Genomic DNA, 18,832 nt, shown 5'->3' with positions numbered 1-18,832 from the left:
ACCTATGGCAACTTTAGATAAAAAATTAGACCGCAGGTCATTTTTGAAAGTCTCAGCCTTGGCAGGTGGAGGCATGGTGCTCAGCTTTAGCTGGCTGGCAGGATGCAAGCCGACTCCAGAGCAGGTTTTGGAACTACCGAAAGAGTGGTTTGAACTCAACAGCTACATCAAAATCGGAGAAAACGGAGCCGTGACACTCTTCTCCCCTAATCCTGAATTTGGATCCAATATCAAAACTTCCATGCCGATGATTTTGGCGGAGGAACTGGATACGGATTGGAAAATGGTGATGGTAGAGCAAGCAGATTATTTCCCTACCCGATTTGAACGGCAGTTTACCGGTGGCAGTCAGAGCATCCGGCAGGGCTGGACTCCTCTCCGAACAGCCGGTGCCACAGCCCGGGCCATGTTGATCGCTGCTGCAGCACAAACATGGAAAGTACCCGCTTCTGAAATCACCACTTCCGCCGGAATTTTGGAACATAAAGGCAGTGGAAAGAAAGCCCACTATGGTGAAATGGCCTCCTTGGCAGCTTCTATGCCTGTCCCCGAAGAGGTGAAATTGAAAGAGATTAATGCCTTCAAAATCGTCGGCTCCTCCAAAAAGAATGTGGATGTCGAAAAAATTGTAACAGGAAAACCACTATTCGGTATCGATCACAAAGTAGAGGGCATGAAGTACGCGGCCATCGTACATCCTCCCGCTTTTGGGATGAAGCTGAAGTCATTTGACAAAAGCTCGGTCAGCAGTATGCCCGGAATCTTGGACGTCTTTTCTATCAACTTATTCAAAGATGATTACGGGAGAAACTTCTTTGACACCACCACCTTCCCGGAGATTGTCGCTATTGTAGGCAATTCCACTTGGGAAGTGATGCAAGCCAAGAAAACTTTGGCTGTGGAATGGGAAAATGCTCCTGCGTCTAATTTTGAAGTGGCAGGATTTGGTGGAAGACCAAACACCAAAATGACAGTACCTGCAGGATTGGAAAACAGTAACCGCCACAAAGAGCGGATGGCCGAATACATTCAAAAGCCTGGAAATGTGGTTAGAAGAGACGGAGATCCTGAAACAGCCTTCAAAAAGGCTGCAAGAATCCTTGAAAAAACCTATTCTGCACCATTTTTGGCCCACAACACCATGGAGCCGATGAACTGCTTTGCAGATGTAAAAGGAGACAAGGCAGTGATCTATGGTCCCACACAAGCTCCTGAATTCATCATTACCACGCTAGCCAACAGTCTAGGAATCTCTAAAGAGAATATTCAGATCAATCTGGCTAGGATGGGCGGAGGCTTTGGACGCCGGGCTTACAGCCACCACATGATTGAGGCAGCATTGATTTCCCAAAAAATCCAAGCACCTGTCAAAATGGTCTACACCCGCGAAGATGACATGAGTGCCGGAGTCTACCGACCAACTTATTCTGCAACCTACCGAGCAGCTTTGGACGAAAACAATAACCTCCTTGCACTGCATGTGAAGGCAGGTGGAATTCCTGAAACTCCCCTTCATGCCAATCGATTTCCTGCCGGTGCGATTGATAACTACCTGGCCGAAAGCTGGCAGATTGAATCCAACATCACCATCGGAGCTTTCCGTGCCCCTCGATCCAACTTCATGGCAGCAGCCGAACAAAGCTTCTTGGATGAATTGGCTGAAGCGATGGGAAAAGATCCGATCGAATTCCGTTTAGAACTGCTCAAGCGTGCCGAAACCAATCCTGTTGGAGAAAACAATGATTACGATGCCAAGCGCTATGCGGGAGTACTCGAACTCGTACGAGATAAGTCCAACTGGAAAACTCCGGCACCTGGAGTAAGTCGTGGCGTTTCAGCGTACTTCTGTCACAACTCTTATGTGGCTGAGGTGGTAGATACCAAGATTGTGGATTCAAAACCGGTGGTCGAAAAAGTATATGCAGCTGTGGACTGTGGCATAGTGGTCAATCCAGACTCAGCGATCAACATGGGCGAAGGAGCCATTATCGATGGTATCGGAAACGCCTTCTTTGGTGAATTGGCCTTCGAAAATGGGGTTCCGACCAAAACCAATTTTGACAAGTACCGCATGATTCGTCAAAAAGAAGCACCAAGAGCGATCGAAGTTCACTTTGTGGACAGCAAAGAAGACCCAACCGGATTGGGCGAACCCTTCTTCCCTCCTGTCTTCGCAGCCTTGGCCAACTCACTGTACAAAGCCACCGGCAAGCGCTACTACGAGCAGCCTTTTGCGCCGCAGTTGGAGATGGAGAATCTGAAGATGTGATACATGGTTAAAAGTGGTTTGTGAAGACACAAACCACGGCGGAAGAGTAAACCTTTGAGGTTTTCAAAAACCTCGAAGGTTTTAGAAAATATCCCAAACCAAACAGCCCGAGGATTGCTCCTCGGGCTGTTTGGTTTTAAGGCTTTTAAAATTGGAAGGCTATTTTTCCAGCAGTATCACCTCACCATATTCTTCATCTTCTTCACAATCAAGTCCACCGCCATTTTGGGATTGAATCGGTAAAGTATATCCAGCATCGTGGCATCTTTTCCGACAAGCACTCTGAATTTATTTTGCTCGATCCCATCGATCATGATGGTTGCTGCTTTTTCCGCTGAAAGAATTTTTTGAGCACCTTTACTACTAGCCACCGAGGCGGGTGAATTGAGAACTGAATTTTTCATGATGTTGGTATTGACTGCACCGGGATGGATTACGGTCACGCCAACATTCGTTCCTTTTAGTTCGGAATAAAGCCCCTCGGTCAGGATTTTGACCGCAGCCTTGGAGGCACTGTAAAACGTCTGCCCGGGAAAAGGAATAAAGCCTCCCATGCTGGACACATTGGCGATATGGGCCTCAGGCCGCTTCAGAAGATCAGGGAGAAAAGCCTTGGTCATGTACAAGGTTCCATAAAAGTTCACGTTCATCACCCGCTCAATTACTGCATAGTCCAGATCTTTCACATCCACAAATGGCTGAATAATCCCGGCATTGTTGATTAGTCCATCGACGTTACCATGAATGCTTTTCACTTGTTCGGGAAGTAATTCAACAGTTGCCCGATCAGTGATATTTACCACATGGAGGGAGACTTTGTCCCTTCCTGCCAGTTCGGCAGTCTGTTCCAAAGCCTCGGGATGGATGTCCACCATGGCGACCCTGGCGCCTTTCTTGACCAATTGAATAGTCAATTCCCGCCCCATACCACTGCCCGCTCCTGTGACTACAATGATTTTTCCGCTTACCTTCATTTTTGTTTTTTAAAAGAAGTCCTTCGCTAAAGCTTACTGGCTGACAATGACTTTTACCCGATCAATATTTTGAATTCTCGCAAATGGAGTCGAAGAATCACCTTCCCGCTGAGTGGCAATCCGAAGGGAAGGATAATAAGTGCCCGCCTGGTCGAATTGGTGAGAAATGGAAAATTCTACTAGAGTGCCATTCTCAGAAATTCTGGCTTGGGAAAGGTCCACTATGTTTTTGAACTCCCCTGATCCATCAAAATCCCAGGCAGAATAGACTAATTTGCCCGTAGATTGAGGCAGTTCGACCTTACCTGAAAAATTGAGTCTCACTCCTTTTTGAATAGTTTCCTGTTCCTTTCCATTCACTTTGGCCTCCACGCTTGCCTGAATTCCATGTCGTTCTTGGGCTTTTTCAGGAATAATCACCTGTCCATCCTGGATTTGATACTTGGTACTCGATGCGGGTTCCACTCCCTTTTCCACCCATTGACTCAAATCGCGAAGGGCCTGCTGTAAGACACCCAAGTAACTAACCACCCGCGTTGGATCATCCAACTGCCCTGAAGCATCGCCATGAATGGCATGATCGGTGTACCAAAGCCGGAAATAATTATCCGTTTGACCTCCAAGGTTTTCTTTGACACGGTCATGATACCAAGCCTGTTGCCAAGGAAAAGCTTCCCGATCCCAAAGCGAACCTAACAGAATCATCTTACCCTTGAATTTTCCGGTTGGGATGGAACCCGCCGCACCTCTGGTAAACAAAGGACCAAGCAAAAATGATCGCTGGGGATAAAGCGGTTTGCCTGCTGCATCCCTAAATTGATCCCATGCGGTATATTCCGGACCCGGCACTTGATGTCGGTGGTAAGTTTGAACAGCCAAGAAATTAGAATTATCCACTTGGACTTCATCCCCGGGTTTGATTTTGAAAAGTAATGCGGGAGAATTGGTCGGGCCAAGCACTACTTGGTTGCCGATCACATCTGTAATCTGGAGTACGGTACCGGCTGCTTCCCCGCTCAGGATCACCAAATCCCCGCCCAGAAATCCAACCTCAGGCATTTCATGATCCAGGGCAAAAGCCACAGGCATTCTTCCTTCTTTTCCACCCATACTCTTCCAAGCCAAATCCGCACTTCCCCGGTCAGATTCAGAAACTGGCTCTTTGATACCCAATTCGATCGCACGGTCTAATCCAATCGATGCTTTGATTTTTGACTTTTCCTGAATTCGTGCGTTCAAAAGCGACTCAGGGGCTTTGGCTCCTAGATAGCCTTCTTTGTTCCAAAAATCTTCCTTGAAATAACCTTGATCAGCCATCACCACACTTTGGTACAAGACCAAAAAACCGTGGATTCCCATGGTTTTAAAACCATACCAAGCCTGAGGAGGAAAACCCATTCTAGTGGCTTCCATTAGAGCCGCTTTTTCTTCCTCGTTCAAACCCAAATAAGGATTTCCACTTCCTCCTGGTTCGAATGCCTCCACTATCTGGGGAAGTTTATCCTTCAATACCCGCATCGCATGCATTCGGATCGTGAAGGAACTCGGAATCGCCATCGGAGATCCCATGACATAAGGCACTACTCCATCCCAAACGCCATCGGTATTCTCTATCCCGCCGACAGTCCGGTAAGCTCCCCCACTTCCTCCAAACGCGTAGCCATACGGCCTTCCACCTCCATAAAATTCCTGAGCCACTTTTCTGGAAAACTGTGCAGAGGCGGCATTTGCTCGGTAAGCTCCAATGGTAGGATCCGAAGCCATGGGATTTGCAAAATCCGTTGGACCGCCTCCGTTTGTCTCTATAAAATAGGCTCCGCTGGTAATGGAAAATCCGATTTTATCCTCTTCTCCCTTTCCTCCCTGAGATAGATTCTCATTGTCTGGAAATGGCGTGATGTATTGAAAAAACCTTCCTTCGTACTGTTCCTTTGGGGGGAAATAGAAAGAAAACTTGGTGTTAGTCCCTTCAAATCCTCCATGCACATAACGATGGCGGACAGGCTGATCTCTCCATTCGTCTTTATCGATGTAGGGTTTGAGAAACATAGAATCCACCGGATGGGAATCTCCAGAATGCTGAGCATAACCTATTCCGACAATCAGGAAGAGGACAATAGGGAATACAATTTTTGAAAGGATAGTCATCAGGTAATAGGTTTAAATGGAGAAAATGAAACTGGGAACGCGCAAGAATTAATAACTAATTGATTTACTGTGTTTTATTTCCAGTAGGGAAAAAATGGCCCGGCTTTAGCAGCTAAGGCAACTTCCCTATTTAGTTGAGGTTAGATCTCTGTCTTAAGCATAAAGCCGGTGACCATTTCCAGGAAATTGGCTTTGTAGGTCGTTTTCATAAATTCACTCAAATTCCAAGGTTGGGATTTGTTCACTGCTGGTCCAATCCCATTTAGTTGCTTGGACATGAGGTAAGGAAATACAGTTTGGGAGACGAGAATAAGCTGGAATTCAAGGGCGGATATTTTTCGGATTTTCCCGGCTTCAAATTCTTCTTGGAGCATTTTTTCCAGTTGAACATGAATTTCAGAGGAGTCAGGCAATCCGTTTCCGGTATGGAGATCCTCATTAAAATGGAGTTCGCTTAAAATAAACATGGGCAATCCGGGATGATCCTCCATGCCAGCGATCATATCGTCGTAATAATTTTCCAGCCTTTTCTCAAAGCTCAAGGAACGGTCCATCAAGAGGGAAATACCATAGTCCCGGTATTGGGCGTATCGCTCATTGAAAATATCCAAGAACAGCCTCTCCTTACTTTGGAAATAATAGTTCATCAAAGCCAAGTTTACCCCTGCTTTCTCAGCTACTTTTCTTACCGTGGTGCCTTTGGAACCAAATTTCTCGAAAAGCTCGATCGCCGCTTTTTTGATTTTTGCTTCGGTTTGAACGTCTTTGGTTATCATTTTCCTGAGTTAATTTCCTACTTGGCTTAAAGGTAAATAAAATTCAAACACTTGTTTAAAACACTTGTTTAATATTTATACTTTTGAGGTGTTAGGCTAAAAATCAGTTTAAGTATCCGGTAAATCGACTTTCTAAAAAACACACTTGCGCAATGGACCAATTAGTCAAAATTTTATTTGTCTTAGTGATGATGCTTTCCCTCTGGAGTTTTGACCCCAGTGAGAACGGAGAAAAAGAGCCCGTTTTGGACCTGGCCAAACTCAACTTGATCGGTTCGGTGGATGAGCGCTTCCAATCTATAAATGTGGAAATGTGTGAAGTTGTCGGGGGACAATTTTGGGTTCCTTACCACTTGATCGACACGGCAAGGGTCAAAAAAGAAGGTCTCGCTGCTTTGAAGCGAAAAATAGACCCCATCAATCTATACAACCCCAAGCTGAGAAAATTGACCGAAGCACTGGGGCCTATGTACATTCGGGTGAGCGGCACATGGGCTAACACGACCTATTTTCAAAACGACGACTCGCCAAAACTTGCAAAGGCACCAGAGGGATTTGAAAACGTGCTGACTCGGAATGAATGGAAAGGGGTAATCGATTTTGTCAACGATTTGGACAACCAATTGGTCACGTCTTTTGCCATCAGTAAGGGAATAAGAGATGAAAAAGGAAATTGGACTCCTGCCCAAATCCAACCTTTGCTGGAATACACCAGAGCAATCAATGGAAAAATCGCAGCGGCTGAGATGTTCAATGAACCTTCCCATGCCAGCTACGGAGGGGCACCCGAAGGATATGATCCTGCCCAATACGCCAGAGATTTTGTGGCCTTTTCTACCTATGTAAAAAGAGAAATCCCATCCATGAAAATCATGGGCCCTGGCTCTACGGGTGAAGGTGGAATTTTGGGTGAAGTGCATGAAATGGGCACGGATAAAATCCTGGCTCAAAATCCAAAACCGGGATTTGAGATTTTCTCATATCACTACTACGGAGGAGTTTCCAACAGATGCAGAGGAAATCTAAGTCCCGCAGATGCCCTTTCCCAAGAATGGCTTAGCCGAACTGAATTGGGTCTGGAGTATTATGAAAATGCACGGAACAAGTATCTTCCAAACGCACCGATCTGGCTGACAGAGACGGCCGAAGCTGCCTGTGGGGGGAATCCTTGGGCTGCTACCTACATCGACACGTTCAGGTATTTGGAACAATTGGGCAGACTGGCCCAAAAAGGGGTAAAAGTCGTTATGCACAACACCCTGGCTGCCAGCGAATACGCCTTATTGGAACAATATACCTTCAACCCCAGACCTAACTATTGGGCAGCTTTACTTTGGGGGAAATTCATGGGAACGAAAGTATATCGTTCACCCTATCAGGTGGAAGGATTGGATATTTTTATCCATAGTCTCAAAAATTCGAAGAAAGGGTATACCATCATGGTGGTCAATCCTACAGAAAAAGAATCTTCCCTGAATCTATCATCCTCAGCAAAGCAATACACACTCACTGCGGATGAGTTGCTCGGAAAGACAGTTAAGCTCAACGGAAAGGAATTGAAATTGAACGCGGATGATTCACTGCCGGAACTTAGTGGGGTGAATGTTGAAAAAGGCACAATTAAGATTCCCGCATTGAGTACAGTGTTTTTGACTATTGAAGGTCTGTAGACAAAACGGAGAACAAATCAACCTCTTCCAAATTCCGAAAAATCAAACAGCCCGAGAATTTCTTCTTGGGCTGTTTTTTTTGCTGTAGGACAATTGAACTAGGAAGTGTTTTTCAAAATGCAATCGAAAACAATGAATCAAGGGATCCTTTAATGCTTAATACAAGTCACTAAAGATCATTTTGGAATTCGAGAAATATATTTTTTGAGACAAAAATTTATCAGAAGTGGATTAATTTTCAACAAAATTCAAGTCACTTCATGAAAGCACTTCCTATTACACTGCTACTCTTTTTTGGATTTTTTTTCCAAGCTACCGCACAATCTGAAAAAGCAACCGTCTACCTCATCCGACCGGTTGGCCCTGATAATTACATTCCCTATTACACCTACATGGATCAAAAGCTTATTTGTGCATTGAGAAACGGACAATATTCCAAGCATCAATTAGAGCCGGGAGAACATACATTTCATGCCCAGTACAAAGGAAAAGTTAAATCCAATCCTGAAACTGATCTTTCCATCACTCTTGAAGCAGGTAAAATTTATTACATCGCTATCGAAATCAAGACTAAAGCATTTGGGAAAGGAAGCTTCCACTGTACGCCAATTCCTGAAGAAGAAGGCCTAAAAATGATGGAAAGCTTCTATTACAATGTGAGGTGTTTTTAAGTCGATTTTTATCAACCTACAAAACCTCTATTCACACAAAAGCCTCCCAAATTGAATTCGGAAGGCTTTTTATGAATTATCAATTTTCGTGATAGAAAATCAAACCATCTTGATGAAGTGAGAGGAGACCAATTTCCACTCTTCTTCTTTCTTCACCCACACGTCAATAAAATTGAGGTTTTCGATTATTCTTTCTCCTTGAAGCATAAGGGTAAACATTCCCTCTCCGTGCACAACGGCAGTTTCTTCATACAATCGTGCAATGGTCTTTGCAAGGTCGATTTTTTCAAAAACCGTCCTTCCAGACGCTAGACGTTGCAGAAGTTCAGGCTTGGTTTCCACCTTTCCAGTTGGATAAAACATCAGACCTTTTTCATCAAACATGGAAGAAAAAGACTCGATGTCTCTTTCGATCAAGTGATGGAATTTCTTTTCAGATAAGGAAATGGCGGATGACTCGATCATTGCTGATACCATAGGAGATTACGGGGGTGATATTAAGGACTTTGGGTGAACTTTTATCTCCTATCCATATGCGTGCCAAACCTTATGAAAGTAATTGTAAAGCAAGTGTAACCTCAGCTAATCAGTAAAAAAATCAAAGGGAAAAATCAGGTGTAAAAGGTGTTTTGAAAACGAAACCAATCCCCTTGTTCAAATCAGCTTATCAGTAAAACTCCTTCAATTATTCCTGTCGCTCAAAATACTGCTCGGCAATTCGAAGTGGACGGAACGTCAAGCGGTTTTTAACTTTGAGCGCACGGCTTCTTTTGGCTATATCTTGAAGGGTCTTGAGCACTTGTAACGTATGATCCCCTTTGTTGATCATAATACATTCTGCCATCGCTGCACGGCCGGCATCGGTGATCTCAGCACGGGAAGCAACACCTGATTTGTGGAGATTTTCCAACACCTGCGTGGCCCAGATCACAGGCACATGGGCTGCCTCGCACAGCCAGGAAATCTCCTCCTGAATCTCCACTAATCGTTCAAAACCAATTTCTACTGCTAAATCACCCCGAGCGATCATCACCCCAAAGTCTGGCTCTTTCATCCCTTCCAGCAAAAGCTCTGGGAGCCGAACCACAGCCTCTTGCGTTTCGATTTTGAGAATAATGGGAGGAATCACCGAAGCGATTTTGCTCAGTTCGGACCGTAAATGAGCGAGATCTTCGGGCTTTCTCACAAATGAAAAGCCGATTGTATCTGCATAGGCGCTTGCGAATGGGAGGCATTGTAAATCAAAAGCAGTAAGCGAGGGCACTGCAAGATCGGAATCCGGAAAATTGATCCCCTTTTCCGCTTTCAAAAGCGGCTTTTTAGAGGATATCCGCTCAATGATCAGCGCCACTCCCCGATCAGTAACTTTGTCTACGCGGGCCAAAATCAGCCCGTCATCAAAAAACACCCGCTCCCCTACTTTCAAGGCTTGGACTACACCGGGCTCGTTGGGACTGACCACCACATCCTTGGCAGAAAAGCCTTTGACACGATCGCTAAGCCAGATCTTCCCTCCGTTTTTGATGGCTGCTTTTCCTTCCTCTTTGCCTTTCTTAAGTAGGACAGTACGGATTTTAGGTCCGGCCAAATCCAGATGAATCTGGCAAGGTAAGCCTGTTTTCTTACTGGCTTCTTTGATTTTTTCGATCATTTTTAGCCAAACACTTTCCGAATCATGGGCACAATTGATTCTCGCCACACCCATGCCGTGAATGAGCAAGGATTCGATTTGTGTTTTTTCCTGAAGAAAAGATGCATCCATCGTGACCATCACCGAAGAAGGCCATGATTCCCTTGGCAATCCAAAAAGTCTATGGCTACGACTTTCCATTTTTTCCAAGCCAACTTCCATGGTGCATGCAGCGGGATGGAGAGGCTTCACGCCCAAGCGCTCCAATGTAACCTGAATCTGCCGGTGCGTATGACTCTCGCAACTTGCCAAAGAAGACAAGCCATAGATGTGTAATTGATGCTGAAGCTCCTGAATATCGTGCTTGCGCAGCACTAAGTATTGAAGGAAATTAATTGCGGAATCCCTGTTTTGTGGAGAAAGGCCAGCTAATAAAGGTTCGAATTGGGGCTCAACCTGAATCATTTCTGCATCCAGAAAAAGTAACTGCCTTTTGATGGCTGACCTGAGAGATTCCATGCGATAATGTGTTATTGGGGGAAGTTGCGACTTCTTTTTCAATATGTAAACAAAACGGGTTGAGACCGATTCCGTTTTTCAATTTTCAAAGTCATCCCTGCATTCTTCCCATTCTAATTCAGGTATTTGATTTTTTTTGAAAAATCGTGTGAAGCGTTTTTGAATTTGAGGGCGTTCTAGAATTGAATTTAAAACCAACTCGATTTACTATGAATTTTTCAAAAAATCCGATGCTAAAATCAGGGCTTTTTGCCGCAATGACTCTTTTGAGTGGACTGATGTTGACAGGATGCCTCTCAGATCTGGAAGCCCCACAATTGCCACCGGCCGCGTATGTATCCATCTATCAGGGTTCGCCGGATGCCCCTGCACTAGACATCTTTGCCAATGCCAATCGGGTGACCAATATGCCACTGAACTATTCCGAGGTTTTGGCCTACAGCGCCTTCTACCCAGGCAATCGAACCTTCCGGATTGCACCGTTCAACTCTGCTACCTCTTTGGTTGAGAAGCAGTTTCCCCTTGTAGCAGACTCGGTGTATTCCTTCTTTGTCGTGCAGGAAGGTGAAGCAGTCAATGCGATATTGGCTGAAGATGTGTGGACCGAACCCGCAACGAACCGCATTCGGCTTCGCCTCGTCAATCTTTCTCCTGATGCTGGAGAACTCAGTCTACAGGCTGGAGAGGCTGCTGCAGACCTAGTCTCAGGGGTAGATTTCAAGGAAGTAACGGCATTTAAAGACCTGCCCAGCGGTAACACTACCCTTCGAATCAAGTCCTCGACTGGCGCCACACTAATTACCTCCGGTACATTGGAACTACGAAGCAAACGAGTCTATACGCTGATAGTACGCGGAAAGAAAAGCGAAGCCAGCGGAGACAAAAAACTGGATATTCAGCTGATCACCAACTACATCTACTAAACCTCTATTCTATTTTTTGAACTCTCTAATTCCCGAGGCCATGGGTGGGCTTCGGGAGTTTTTTTTGCCCAAACTTTTCCAAAGTTTCGAATTTTGGAAAAGTTTCTCTCAGGTGACTTTCAGATTTGACAGTTACTAATAAATGAAAATGATTGGGTAAATGGCAAAATGCATGGGTGTCAACAATATCCTTCAGCTATCTAGGATATTGTTGCATGAAAAACCTATAATTCTCTTCCTCCATAAATATATTCTCATTTCCGTTTGCTTGATTAAAAATGTGGTAGGTCTGGCCAGCCTCCATAGGAGAAAAGTAAAAATTATCACAAAAGCTGATTCAAGCTACAGAAAAACAGATTTTCACAAACTTCAACTTTTTCAAAGTTTCGAACTTTGGAAAAGTTTGTCACAAAAAACCGCCCCACCTTACAGGTCTTTACAAAAAAAAACCACCCCAGATCACTCCGGGGTGGCTTCGTTGGTTTGGTTTTCAAAAGGGTACTTATTTTTTATTGGCTCCAAAGCGCACCTTAAAGGCGGCACCCACAACCCCGGGATTTTGACCTGTGCCTGAAATATCCTGAATCGGGTAGTTGTAAAATGGCATGACCAAATAGCTCGTCTTTGGAGACTCATACACGCGAATATTCACTCCAAGGTTGGCTGTAGCCAAAGGAAAAAATCGCTGTGAAGGTACAATCAAGTCGGAAGCAAGTGAAAGCTGCTCCGTCTTCAAGGTGGATGCATTGGCAGAGACATTCATCGCATCTGCTACGTAAACCTGACGGGTGAAAGAAACCACCTGTTCGGCTTCCTGATTGAAGGTGATCAGGTTGGAAAAACCAGCCTGCAGCGAGATGGAATTGTCCCGGGTCACAGGATAGCGCACATAGAGTGGAATATCCACCTGCACCTGTTGCACTTGCTGGGTTTCTTGGACCGCTGAAGCAAATCCTGCCACTTGCGCATAGTCCTGACTTTGGCTGGATTGATTGAGGTAGTTGAGTCCAAGACCGGAACCCAAGGCCAGCTTTTTTCCCAAATTCATATCATAAGCTACCCCAAGTCCAAGGTTGGAACCGGAAGTAGCCACGTTATTTTGGGTACTGCTGCCAAAGCCCGGTCCAAAGCCCAAAATAACCGAGGACACTCGCCTCTCTTTTCCAGTTTCTTCTCTAAGTTCCTCTCCGATTTGGGCCATCAACTTGGCTTTGGCTTCCTCCTCGGTCATCGAAACCAATGGGGATTTGGTCTCAGGCTGAGAGCCTGATTGTTGCTCTGAGACGACTTTTTCCTCCAAGACTACTAACGGTGGGTTGACACGTTCTGATGCTATGGTCTCCATTTGCTCGGTCGTACTTGCAGAACTTGAAGGTTTTGAACTGGCGATCTGTACCTTTTCTTTCGAAATGACTTTTTCAGAAGTGGCATTCCCAGCTTTTGCCTTGAAAGAAGGTAAAGGCTTTGTAACATCTGCCAAAAGCTCTGAGGATGAGGCATCCACTTTCTCAGGCTGAACCTTTTCTGTTTCCAATGAAGGGATTTCAGAAGGCAATTGTTCGATAGGTTCTTGGGATGAGGCTATTTGATCTGCTTTTTCTTCAGGGGAAAGCAATCCATACCCGATCATAAAGACCAGGGCGATAGAAGCCGCCACACCGCTCATCCAATAGTAAAGTGGGGAAATGACTCCCTTTTTTCTTCTTTTGTCGAAAGCCTCCCAGGCTCCCGGTTCGTAAGGAAGAGGGCTGTCCTCCTGCTGCTTTCGCAGCGACTCAGCCAGACGCTTGCTCCAGTTATCTTCCTGCATATTCTTTGAAATGAATGTGTATCAACTGACGGAGCTTGTTTTTAGCCCTTGTCAGATAAACTCTCGAGGAGCTTTCGGTGATTTCCAACCGTTCGGCAACCTCCTTGTGACTGTAGCCCTCCACTTCGTAGAGGTTAAAAACCAGCTGATGATCGTCGGGCAGCTGATTAAGCAATTTCAAAATCTCCTCATAGGCGAGCTGATCGGGGGCGTATTCCGCATCAAAGACCGGGGTCTCTCCGTCGGCTTCCTCATGATTTTGAAATTTTTTATTCCTCCGGTAATAGTCGATGGCCGTATTGACCGTGATTCGGCGCAGCCAAGGCTTGATGGAAGGGGTATCTTCCAGCTTTTTGACTGAGTCAAAAAATTTCAAAAACGAATCATGGGCAATTTCCTGCGCCAAATCCCTGCTTTTGGCATAGGACAGACTGATCCCCATGACGTAGCCATAGTATTTTTTGAAAAAAAACTCTTCGTGCTTCCTTGACCGTCGTTTGCAACCGTCGATCAACTCTTCGTCAGATAGGGTCAACGCTAAGGGATATTATTCAGAACTGAATGGTTACTTGAAACTTGGAGAAAAGATCATTTCGCGATTTCATTTACTTTTTCCAAGCCAAGGGTAAAACGGATGATTCTAAAGATACGCTACACCTTGAGAAAAAAATTAACTCGGATCCACATCCACCATCCATCTCACAGACCGAAACTCAGGAACAGCCTGCAGCTCTTCGATGATTTTAGCCAGGCTTTCTTTAAAGACCGCCTGGGTATTTCCCTGCTTGTCGAGTTTGATCAGGGACTCAAACTGGTATTGATTTTTGATTCGTGCGATGATGCCCTTTTCTGGGCCAAGGACAATCTTTTTCACGGCAATATTTGCCATCTGAAGGTGCAAAGCATGGGCAGCTTTGTGAGCGACCTTGGCATCTGCATGTCGGGTGATGATTTTGACCAGCTTGACGAAGGGTGGATAGTAGTACTTTTTACGGTCGATCATTTCCTGACGGAAAAACTCGAAATAATCCCCCTTGATCACTTTCTCATAGATATCCTTTTCCGGGTCACGGGTTTGGATCACCACCTGTCCCTGAATATCCCTTCTTCCAGCTCGTCCTGCCACTTGCGTGATTTGCTGATAAGCCCTCTCCCCTGCTCTGAAATCCGGAAAATTCAAAATCCGGTCACCATCCCAAATCCCCACCACGGTGACTTTTCCAAAGTCTAAGCCTTTGGTGATCATCTGCGTACCTACCAAAATATCAATCTGACCAGCTGCAAACTCATCCAAGAGTCTCTGATAGCCATATTTGTTTCGGGTGGTATCCAAATCCATCCTTCCCATTCGAGCTTCAGGGAATAGCATGCTTAAAGATTCTTCAATCCGCTCAGTTCCCATTCCTTGGGTAGTAAGCTGCGAACTTCCACAGGCGGGACAGGCTTGGGGAATCTTTTCCTTATAGCCACAGTAATGGCAGCGCAGCTCTTCCGCAAACTGATGGTAAGTCAAACTCACATCACACTGGACACACTGCCCGGTCCAGCTGCAATCCTCGCACTGCACATAAGGCGAATAACCACGACGGTTTTGAAAAATGATCACCTGCTGCTGGTTTTCCAGCGCGTTTTGGATCTTTTCCCTGAGCAAGCGGGTAGAGTCCAGCTTGAGTAAGTTCTTTTTTCGGTCTGAGGGAATATTTGCCAAGTGAAACTCCGGCAGACGGGAATCTCCAAAGCGATGGGTGATTTGCACATAGCCATATTTGCCTTGGGTGGCGTTGGCATAGGATTCAAAGGAAGGTGTCGCCGAACCCAAAAGTGTCCGTGCCTGATGAAAATACGCCAGCATGGTAGCTGCATCCCGAGCATGAAACCGAGGCGCCGGGTCAAACTGCTTATAGCTTGGCTCATGCTCTTCGTCCACGATCACCAAACCTAAACTGTCGAAAGGCAGGAAAATCGAGGAACGTACGCCCACCACAAAAGAGAATCTACCGCTAAGCACGCCATTCCAAACCTCTACCCGCTCATTGTCCGAGTACTTGGAATGGTATACCCCCATCTGTGAACCAAAAACCTGCTTAAGCCTGCCCACGATCTGTGTAGTCAAGGCGATTTCAGGCAAAAGTAACAGCACCTGCGACCCGCTTTCCAGGACTTCCTGGATTAGTTTGATGTAGATTTCAGTTTTCCCCGAGCCTGTCACTCCGTGCAAAAGCACGGTTTGTTTGCTTTCAAAATGGGTTTTGATTTCTTCGAAAGCTGCCTGTTGAGAAGAAGAAAGCTCTGAAGCTTCCCGCTCGGCTGCTTCTTCCTCGATGCGGTTAACCACGTGTTTGAAAGTCTCGAACACCCCGTTTTTGATCAGGGTCTTAAGAGAGCTTTCGGAGTCACCTTCCTCAAGAAGTGTGGCTTTGTCCACTCCTTTTTCATTGAGTTGGGGGCGCTGGAAAACGGGGACATCCCGGAGAAATTTCAGCAGAATGGATTCCTGTTTGGGTTTTCCTTGGACTGCTTCGAATACAGATTCCAATGCAGATTTGCTGGCTACGATGTCCGGATTCAACCGAACTCGGGTTTCTACTTTCGGAGTATATTTTTCCTGGACTCGTTCGAAAATCAGGATGGCTTCTTTGGCCACCAAACTTTTCAGAATAGGGTGAATGGTCTTCATTCCCAAAATCTCCTCGCACTCTTCGTAGCTCAGCTCGTCTTTTTTCTCCAGTGCTTCGAGGATTTTCTCCTCCCGCACATCGAGAGGATACTTGCTGGACTCCACATCAAAGTTGGGATTGAGCTGGATTTTGCTTTCGGAGGAAAGCATAAAACCTGATGGCAAAGCGGCATGCATCACCTCCCCGATGTGGCAGAAATAGTACTCTGCCATCCAGACCCAAAAGCGAATTTGCAGTGGATTCACACTGGGCTGATGATCCAAAATATCCAAGATCGGCTTGGCTTCGTAGGCCTGTGGGGGCTTGTTGTGCACCTTACCGATGATACCCGTAAGGACCTTTTTCTTCCCAAACTGAACGATTACCCTCAGTCCGATCTGAATTTGGGACTGGAGATTTTTGGGAATCTTGTAGGTAAACATCCGCGGAATTGGCACGGGCAGGATGATATCCGCGAAGTTGTTTCCGCTGGATTTGTCAAAAAAATCATGATCCGCAAACAGAGATTCCACTAAATCAGGATAAATGAGGGAGTTGAGTCAAGGCTTCTTCCACCGTACCTACAGGCCTGCGGCAAGCACGATCGAAGCAGACGTAAATTAAGGCATTTCCTGTCGGATCGGCGGATTTTCCCAGAAGAATCGGGACGTTTTCTGTCGGAGTTTCGGACCATGCCAAGACCAGATTGGGTGAATATCGATGCTGAAGTTCTTTGGCTTTTTCTCTTGCCCCCTTCCCAACAATGCCAATTTCAGCTGTAGGCACTAGAGCCTCCAAATAGAAATTGGCCCAATTGCAGAGGAATCCGGGCTCTTTGAGCACCAATTCCTTCATGCCTCCCAGCATTTTTTGGGCGATTTGGCCATACTTTTCCTCGTAGGTCAAAAGAGAAAGCCGATGAAATGCCCTCGCCAAAATCGAATTGGAAGCCGGAATCACGTTATCAAAGAGTTCCTTTTTGTTGGCAATCAACTTCTCGGCCTTGGGATTATTGAAAAAGAAAAAGCCATCGCTATCATCGTAAAATTGATCCAAGCAAAAGTCTGCAAATCGTCGAGCTACATTCAAAAACTCTACCTGACCACTTGCTTCAAAGGCCATCAGATTGGCTTTTATCAATGCGGCATAATCTTCCAAAAATGCCGGGGTATAGGCCTGACCGTTTTTGTAGGAACGGTGCAGAATGCCGTCTACTACCATTTTTCCCTGAACAAACCGGAGGTTGGTCAAAGCCAAGTTCAAGAGATCTTGATCCCCTGTGGCATAAAATGCCTGAATCAATCCTGAATCAAGAAGTCCGTTCCAACCTGCCAGAATTTTATCATCTTTTCCTGGGAAAATCCGCTGATTACGAATTTCCAGTAGCTTGGCTTTGACTGCTTTGAGTTTTTCCATCAATACGGTTTCTTCCATCCCAAACTCATTCGCAATATCTGCATAAGACCTGGTTTGAAATAGAATATTCACCCCATCTTCCCAATTGCCATTGGGCTTGAGGTTGTAGAGTCTGCTTAGCCAAGGAAGCTCTTCTGCAACCAAGGATTGCAATTCGGCATAGGTCCAAGTGTAAAATTTACCCTCCACCCCTTCGCTGTCGGCATCTTGGGCGGAGTGAAAGCCGCCTTCTGCCTGAAGCATTTCGGCGCGTAGCCACTCGGTGGTTTCGGTGACTTTTTCAAGAAAAAAGGCATCTCCGCTGGCTTGATACGCTTTAGCATAAAGCTCGAGCAGCTGGCCGTTGTCATAGCCCATTTTCTCAAAATGCGGCGCAAACCACTCCCCATCCACCGAATACCGGGCAAAACCTCCACGCAGGTGGTCGTAGATACCTCCCATTCCTATCTTTTTCAGGGTGAAAAAGACCTTTTCCTTCAAGGATTCATTTCCTGAAAGGACTGCATAATCCAATAAAAAATGCCAAATCGCAGGCATGGGAAATTTCGGAATTCGGTTCATGCCACCCCATTCGGGATCAAACTGCGTAGAAAGCTTGGTAATGATCTCCACCAATTCGTCCGGATCCAACTCGGTTTCTCCTGCTTCGATACCGTATTTCTCGGTTTCTTTTCGGCTAAGACTACGACCAAATCCCTCCGCACTTTCTGCCAATTGATCCTCATGCTTGGCAAATGCATCGGCAATGTTGGCAAGCAGTTGTTTCCACTTCAGATTGGGGAAATAGGTACCGCCGTAAAATGGCTTTTGGTTGGGCATCAGGAAAACATTGAGCGGCCAACCGCCGTGAATGCCCATGGCCTGTACCGCATCCATGTAGATGTTGTCAATGTCAGGACGCTCTTCCCTGTCGATCTTGATGCAGACGAAGTGCTCATTCATCAGGTCGGCCGTCACTTGATCTTCAAAACTCTCCCGCTCCATCACATGACACCAATGGCAGGCCGAATACCCGATGGAAACGATAATCGGCTTGTTTTCCACTTCCGCTTTGCGCAGCGCCTCCGGACCCCAAGGAAACCAATCTACAGGATTATGCGCGTGCTGAAGGAGGTAAGGACTTTGGGAATGGATGAGGCGGTTCATGGGAGGAGGTATGGGAGTTAGGGGCTTGGAGGTTGTCGAGTTGTCAGCTTCGCGTTGTCAAGTTATCGGGTGGTCAGGGTTGTCTTGTTTTTGGGTTGTTTGGATTGTTAAAGTTGTCCAGTTGTCTACTTCGCGTTGTCGAGGTTGTCAGGACACCTGAGCTTCAAGTTTTGTGTATTTTCTGCAATCTTCAATCTGAAGTCTAGCGTCTTGTGTCTTGATT

Annotated in this window: 13 protein-coding genes; 4 read left to right on the top strand and 9 right to left on the bottom strand. The window is 45.9% G+C overall.

Translation table 11 applies throughout. The features are described from left to right. Window positions 1–4 precede the first annotated feature (4 nt). A complete protein-coding gene (locus ACFPIK_RS04615) occupies window positions 5–2,269 on the top strand; it encodes a xanthine dehydrogenase family protein molybdopterin-binding subunit (protein WP_377912713.1) in 2,265 nt (754 codons plus the stop codon). Between the two features lie 176 nt (window positions 2,270–2,445). Here ACFPIK_RS04615 and ACFPIK_RS04610 read toward each other — a convergent pair whose 3' ends face one another. From ACFPIK_RS04610 to ACFPIK_RS04600, 3 genes are all read right to left on the bottom strand, one after another. Then, window positions 2,446–3,243 (bottom strand): SDR family NAD(P)-dependent oxidoreductase, encoded by a 798-nt coding sequence (locus ACFPIK_RS04610; protein WP_377912711.1) that lies wholly within the window; start codon window positions 3,241–3,243, stop codon window positions 2,446–2,448. A 33-nt stretch (window positions 3,244–3,276) separates the two neighbouring features. After that, window positions 3,277–5,391 (bottom strand): hypothetical protein, encoded by a 2,115-nt coding sequence (locus tag ACFPIK_RS04605; RefSeq protein WP_377912709.1) that lies wholly within the window; start codon window positions 5,389–5,391, stop codon window positions 3,277–3,279. Between the two features lie 140 nt (window positions 5,392–5,531). After that, window positions 5,532–6,167: a TetR/AcrR family transcriptional regulator gene (locus ACFPIK_RS04600; RefSeq protein ID WP_377912707.1), complete on the bottom strand. Its 636-nt coding sequence runs from the start codon at window positions 6,165–6,167 to the stop codon at window positions 5,532–5,534. A gap of 152 nt (window positions 6,168–6,319) precedes the next feature. Between ACFPIK_RS04600 and ACFPIK_RS04595 the strand changes: the two genes are divergently transcribed. Together ACFPIK_RS04595 and ACFPIK_RS04590 are read left to right on the top strand one after the other, a co-directional pair. Beyond that, entirely contained in the window at window positions 6,320–7,837 is a 1,518-nt protein-coding gene (locus ACFPIK_RS04595) for a hypothetical protein (protein ID WP_377912705.1), read from the top strand. A gap of 260 nt (window positions 7,838–8,097) precedes the next feature. Next, window positions 8,098–8,508, top strand: coding sequence for a DUF2846 domain-containing protein (locus ACFPIK_RS04590; RefSeq protein WP_377912703.1), 411 nt, complete (start codon window positions 8,098–8,100; stop codon window positions 8,506–8,508). 99 nt (window positions 8,509–8,607) lie between these two features. Here the strand turns inward: ACFPIK_RS04590 and ACFPIK_RS04585 are convergent, their stop codons facing one another. Both ACFPIK_RS04585 and ACFPIK_RS04580 read right to left on the bottom strand, forming a co-directional pair. Continuing rightward, on the bottom strand, window positions 8,608–8,973 hold the full coding sequence (locus tag ACFPIK_RS04585) for a nuclear transport factor 2 family protein (RefSeq protein WP_377912701.1): 366 nt from the start codon (window positions 8,971–8,973) through the stop codon (window positions 8,608–8,610). Between the two features lie 220 nt (window positions 8,974–9,193). Then, window positions 9,194–10,657, bottom strand: coding sequence for a pyruvate kinase (locus ACFPIK_RS04580; RefSeq protein WP_377912699.1), 1,464 nt, complete (start codon window positions 10,655–10,657; stop codon window positions 9,194–9,196). Between the two features lie 209 nt (window positions 10,658–10,866). Between ACFPIK_RS04580 and ACFPIK_RS04575 the strand changes: the two genes are divergently transcribed. Beyond that, window positions 10,867–11,580 (top strand): DUF4397 domain-containing protein, encoded by a 714-nt coding sequence (locus ACFPIK_RS04575; RefSeq protein WP_377912697.1) that lies wholly within the window; start codon window positions 10,867–10,869, stop codon window positions 11,578–11,580. A gap of 502 nt (window positions 11,581–12,082) precedes the next feature. Here the strand turns inward: ACFPIK_RS04575 and ACFPIK_RS04570 are convergent. The 4 genes from ACFPIK_RS04570 to ACFPIK_RS04555 all read right to left on the bottom strand — a co-directional run bounded on the left by ACFPIK_RS04570 (window position 12,083) and on the right by ACFPIK_RS04555 (window position 18,609). Further along, entirely contained in the window at window positions 12,083–13,390 is a 1,308-nt protein-coding gene (locus tag ACFPIK_RS04570) for a hypothetical protein (RefSeq protein ID WP_377912695.1), read from the bottom strand. Further along, entirely contained in the window at window positions 13,377–13,925 is a 549-nt protein-coding gene (locus ACFPIK_RS04565; RefSeq protein WP_377912693.1) for an RNA polymerase sigma factor, read from the bottom strand. The genes ACFPIK_RS04570 and ACFPIK_RS04565 overlap by 14 nt, the downstream gene beginning before the upstream one ends. Window positions 13,926–14,060: 135 nt before the next feature. Next, complete coding sequence (gene priA, locus ACFPIK_RS04560) at window positions 14,061–16,580, bottom strand: replication restart helicase PriA (protein WP_377912691.1); 2,520 nt, start codon at window positions 16,578–16,580, stop codon at window positions 14,061–14,063. Between the two features lie 4 nt (window positions 16,581–16,584). Next, window positions 16,585–18,609, bottom strand: a complete 2,025-nt coding sequence (locus ACFPIK_RS04555; protein WP_377912689.1) for a thioredoxin domain-containing protein — start codon at window positions 18,607–18,609, stop codon at window positions 16,585–16,587. Window positions 18,610–18,832 lie beyond the last annotated feature (223 nt).

Source organism: Algoriphagus aquatilis (genome assembly GCF_042657405.1).
Taxonomy (GTDB): domain Bacteria; phylum Bacteroidota; class Bacteroidia; order Cytophagales; family Cyclobacteriaceae; genus Algoriphagus; species Algoriphagus aquatilis.
Note: the sequence above shows the minus strand (reverse complement) of the source record. Positions and strands in the feature narration are given on the sequence as shown.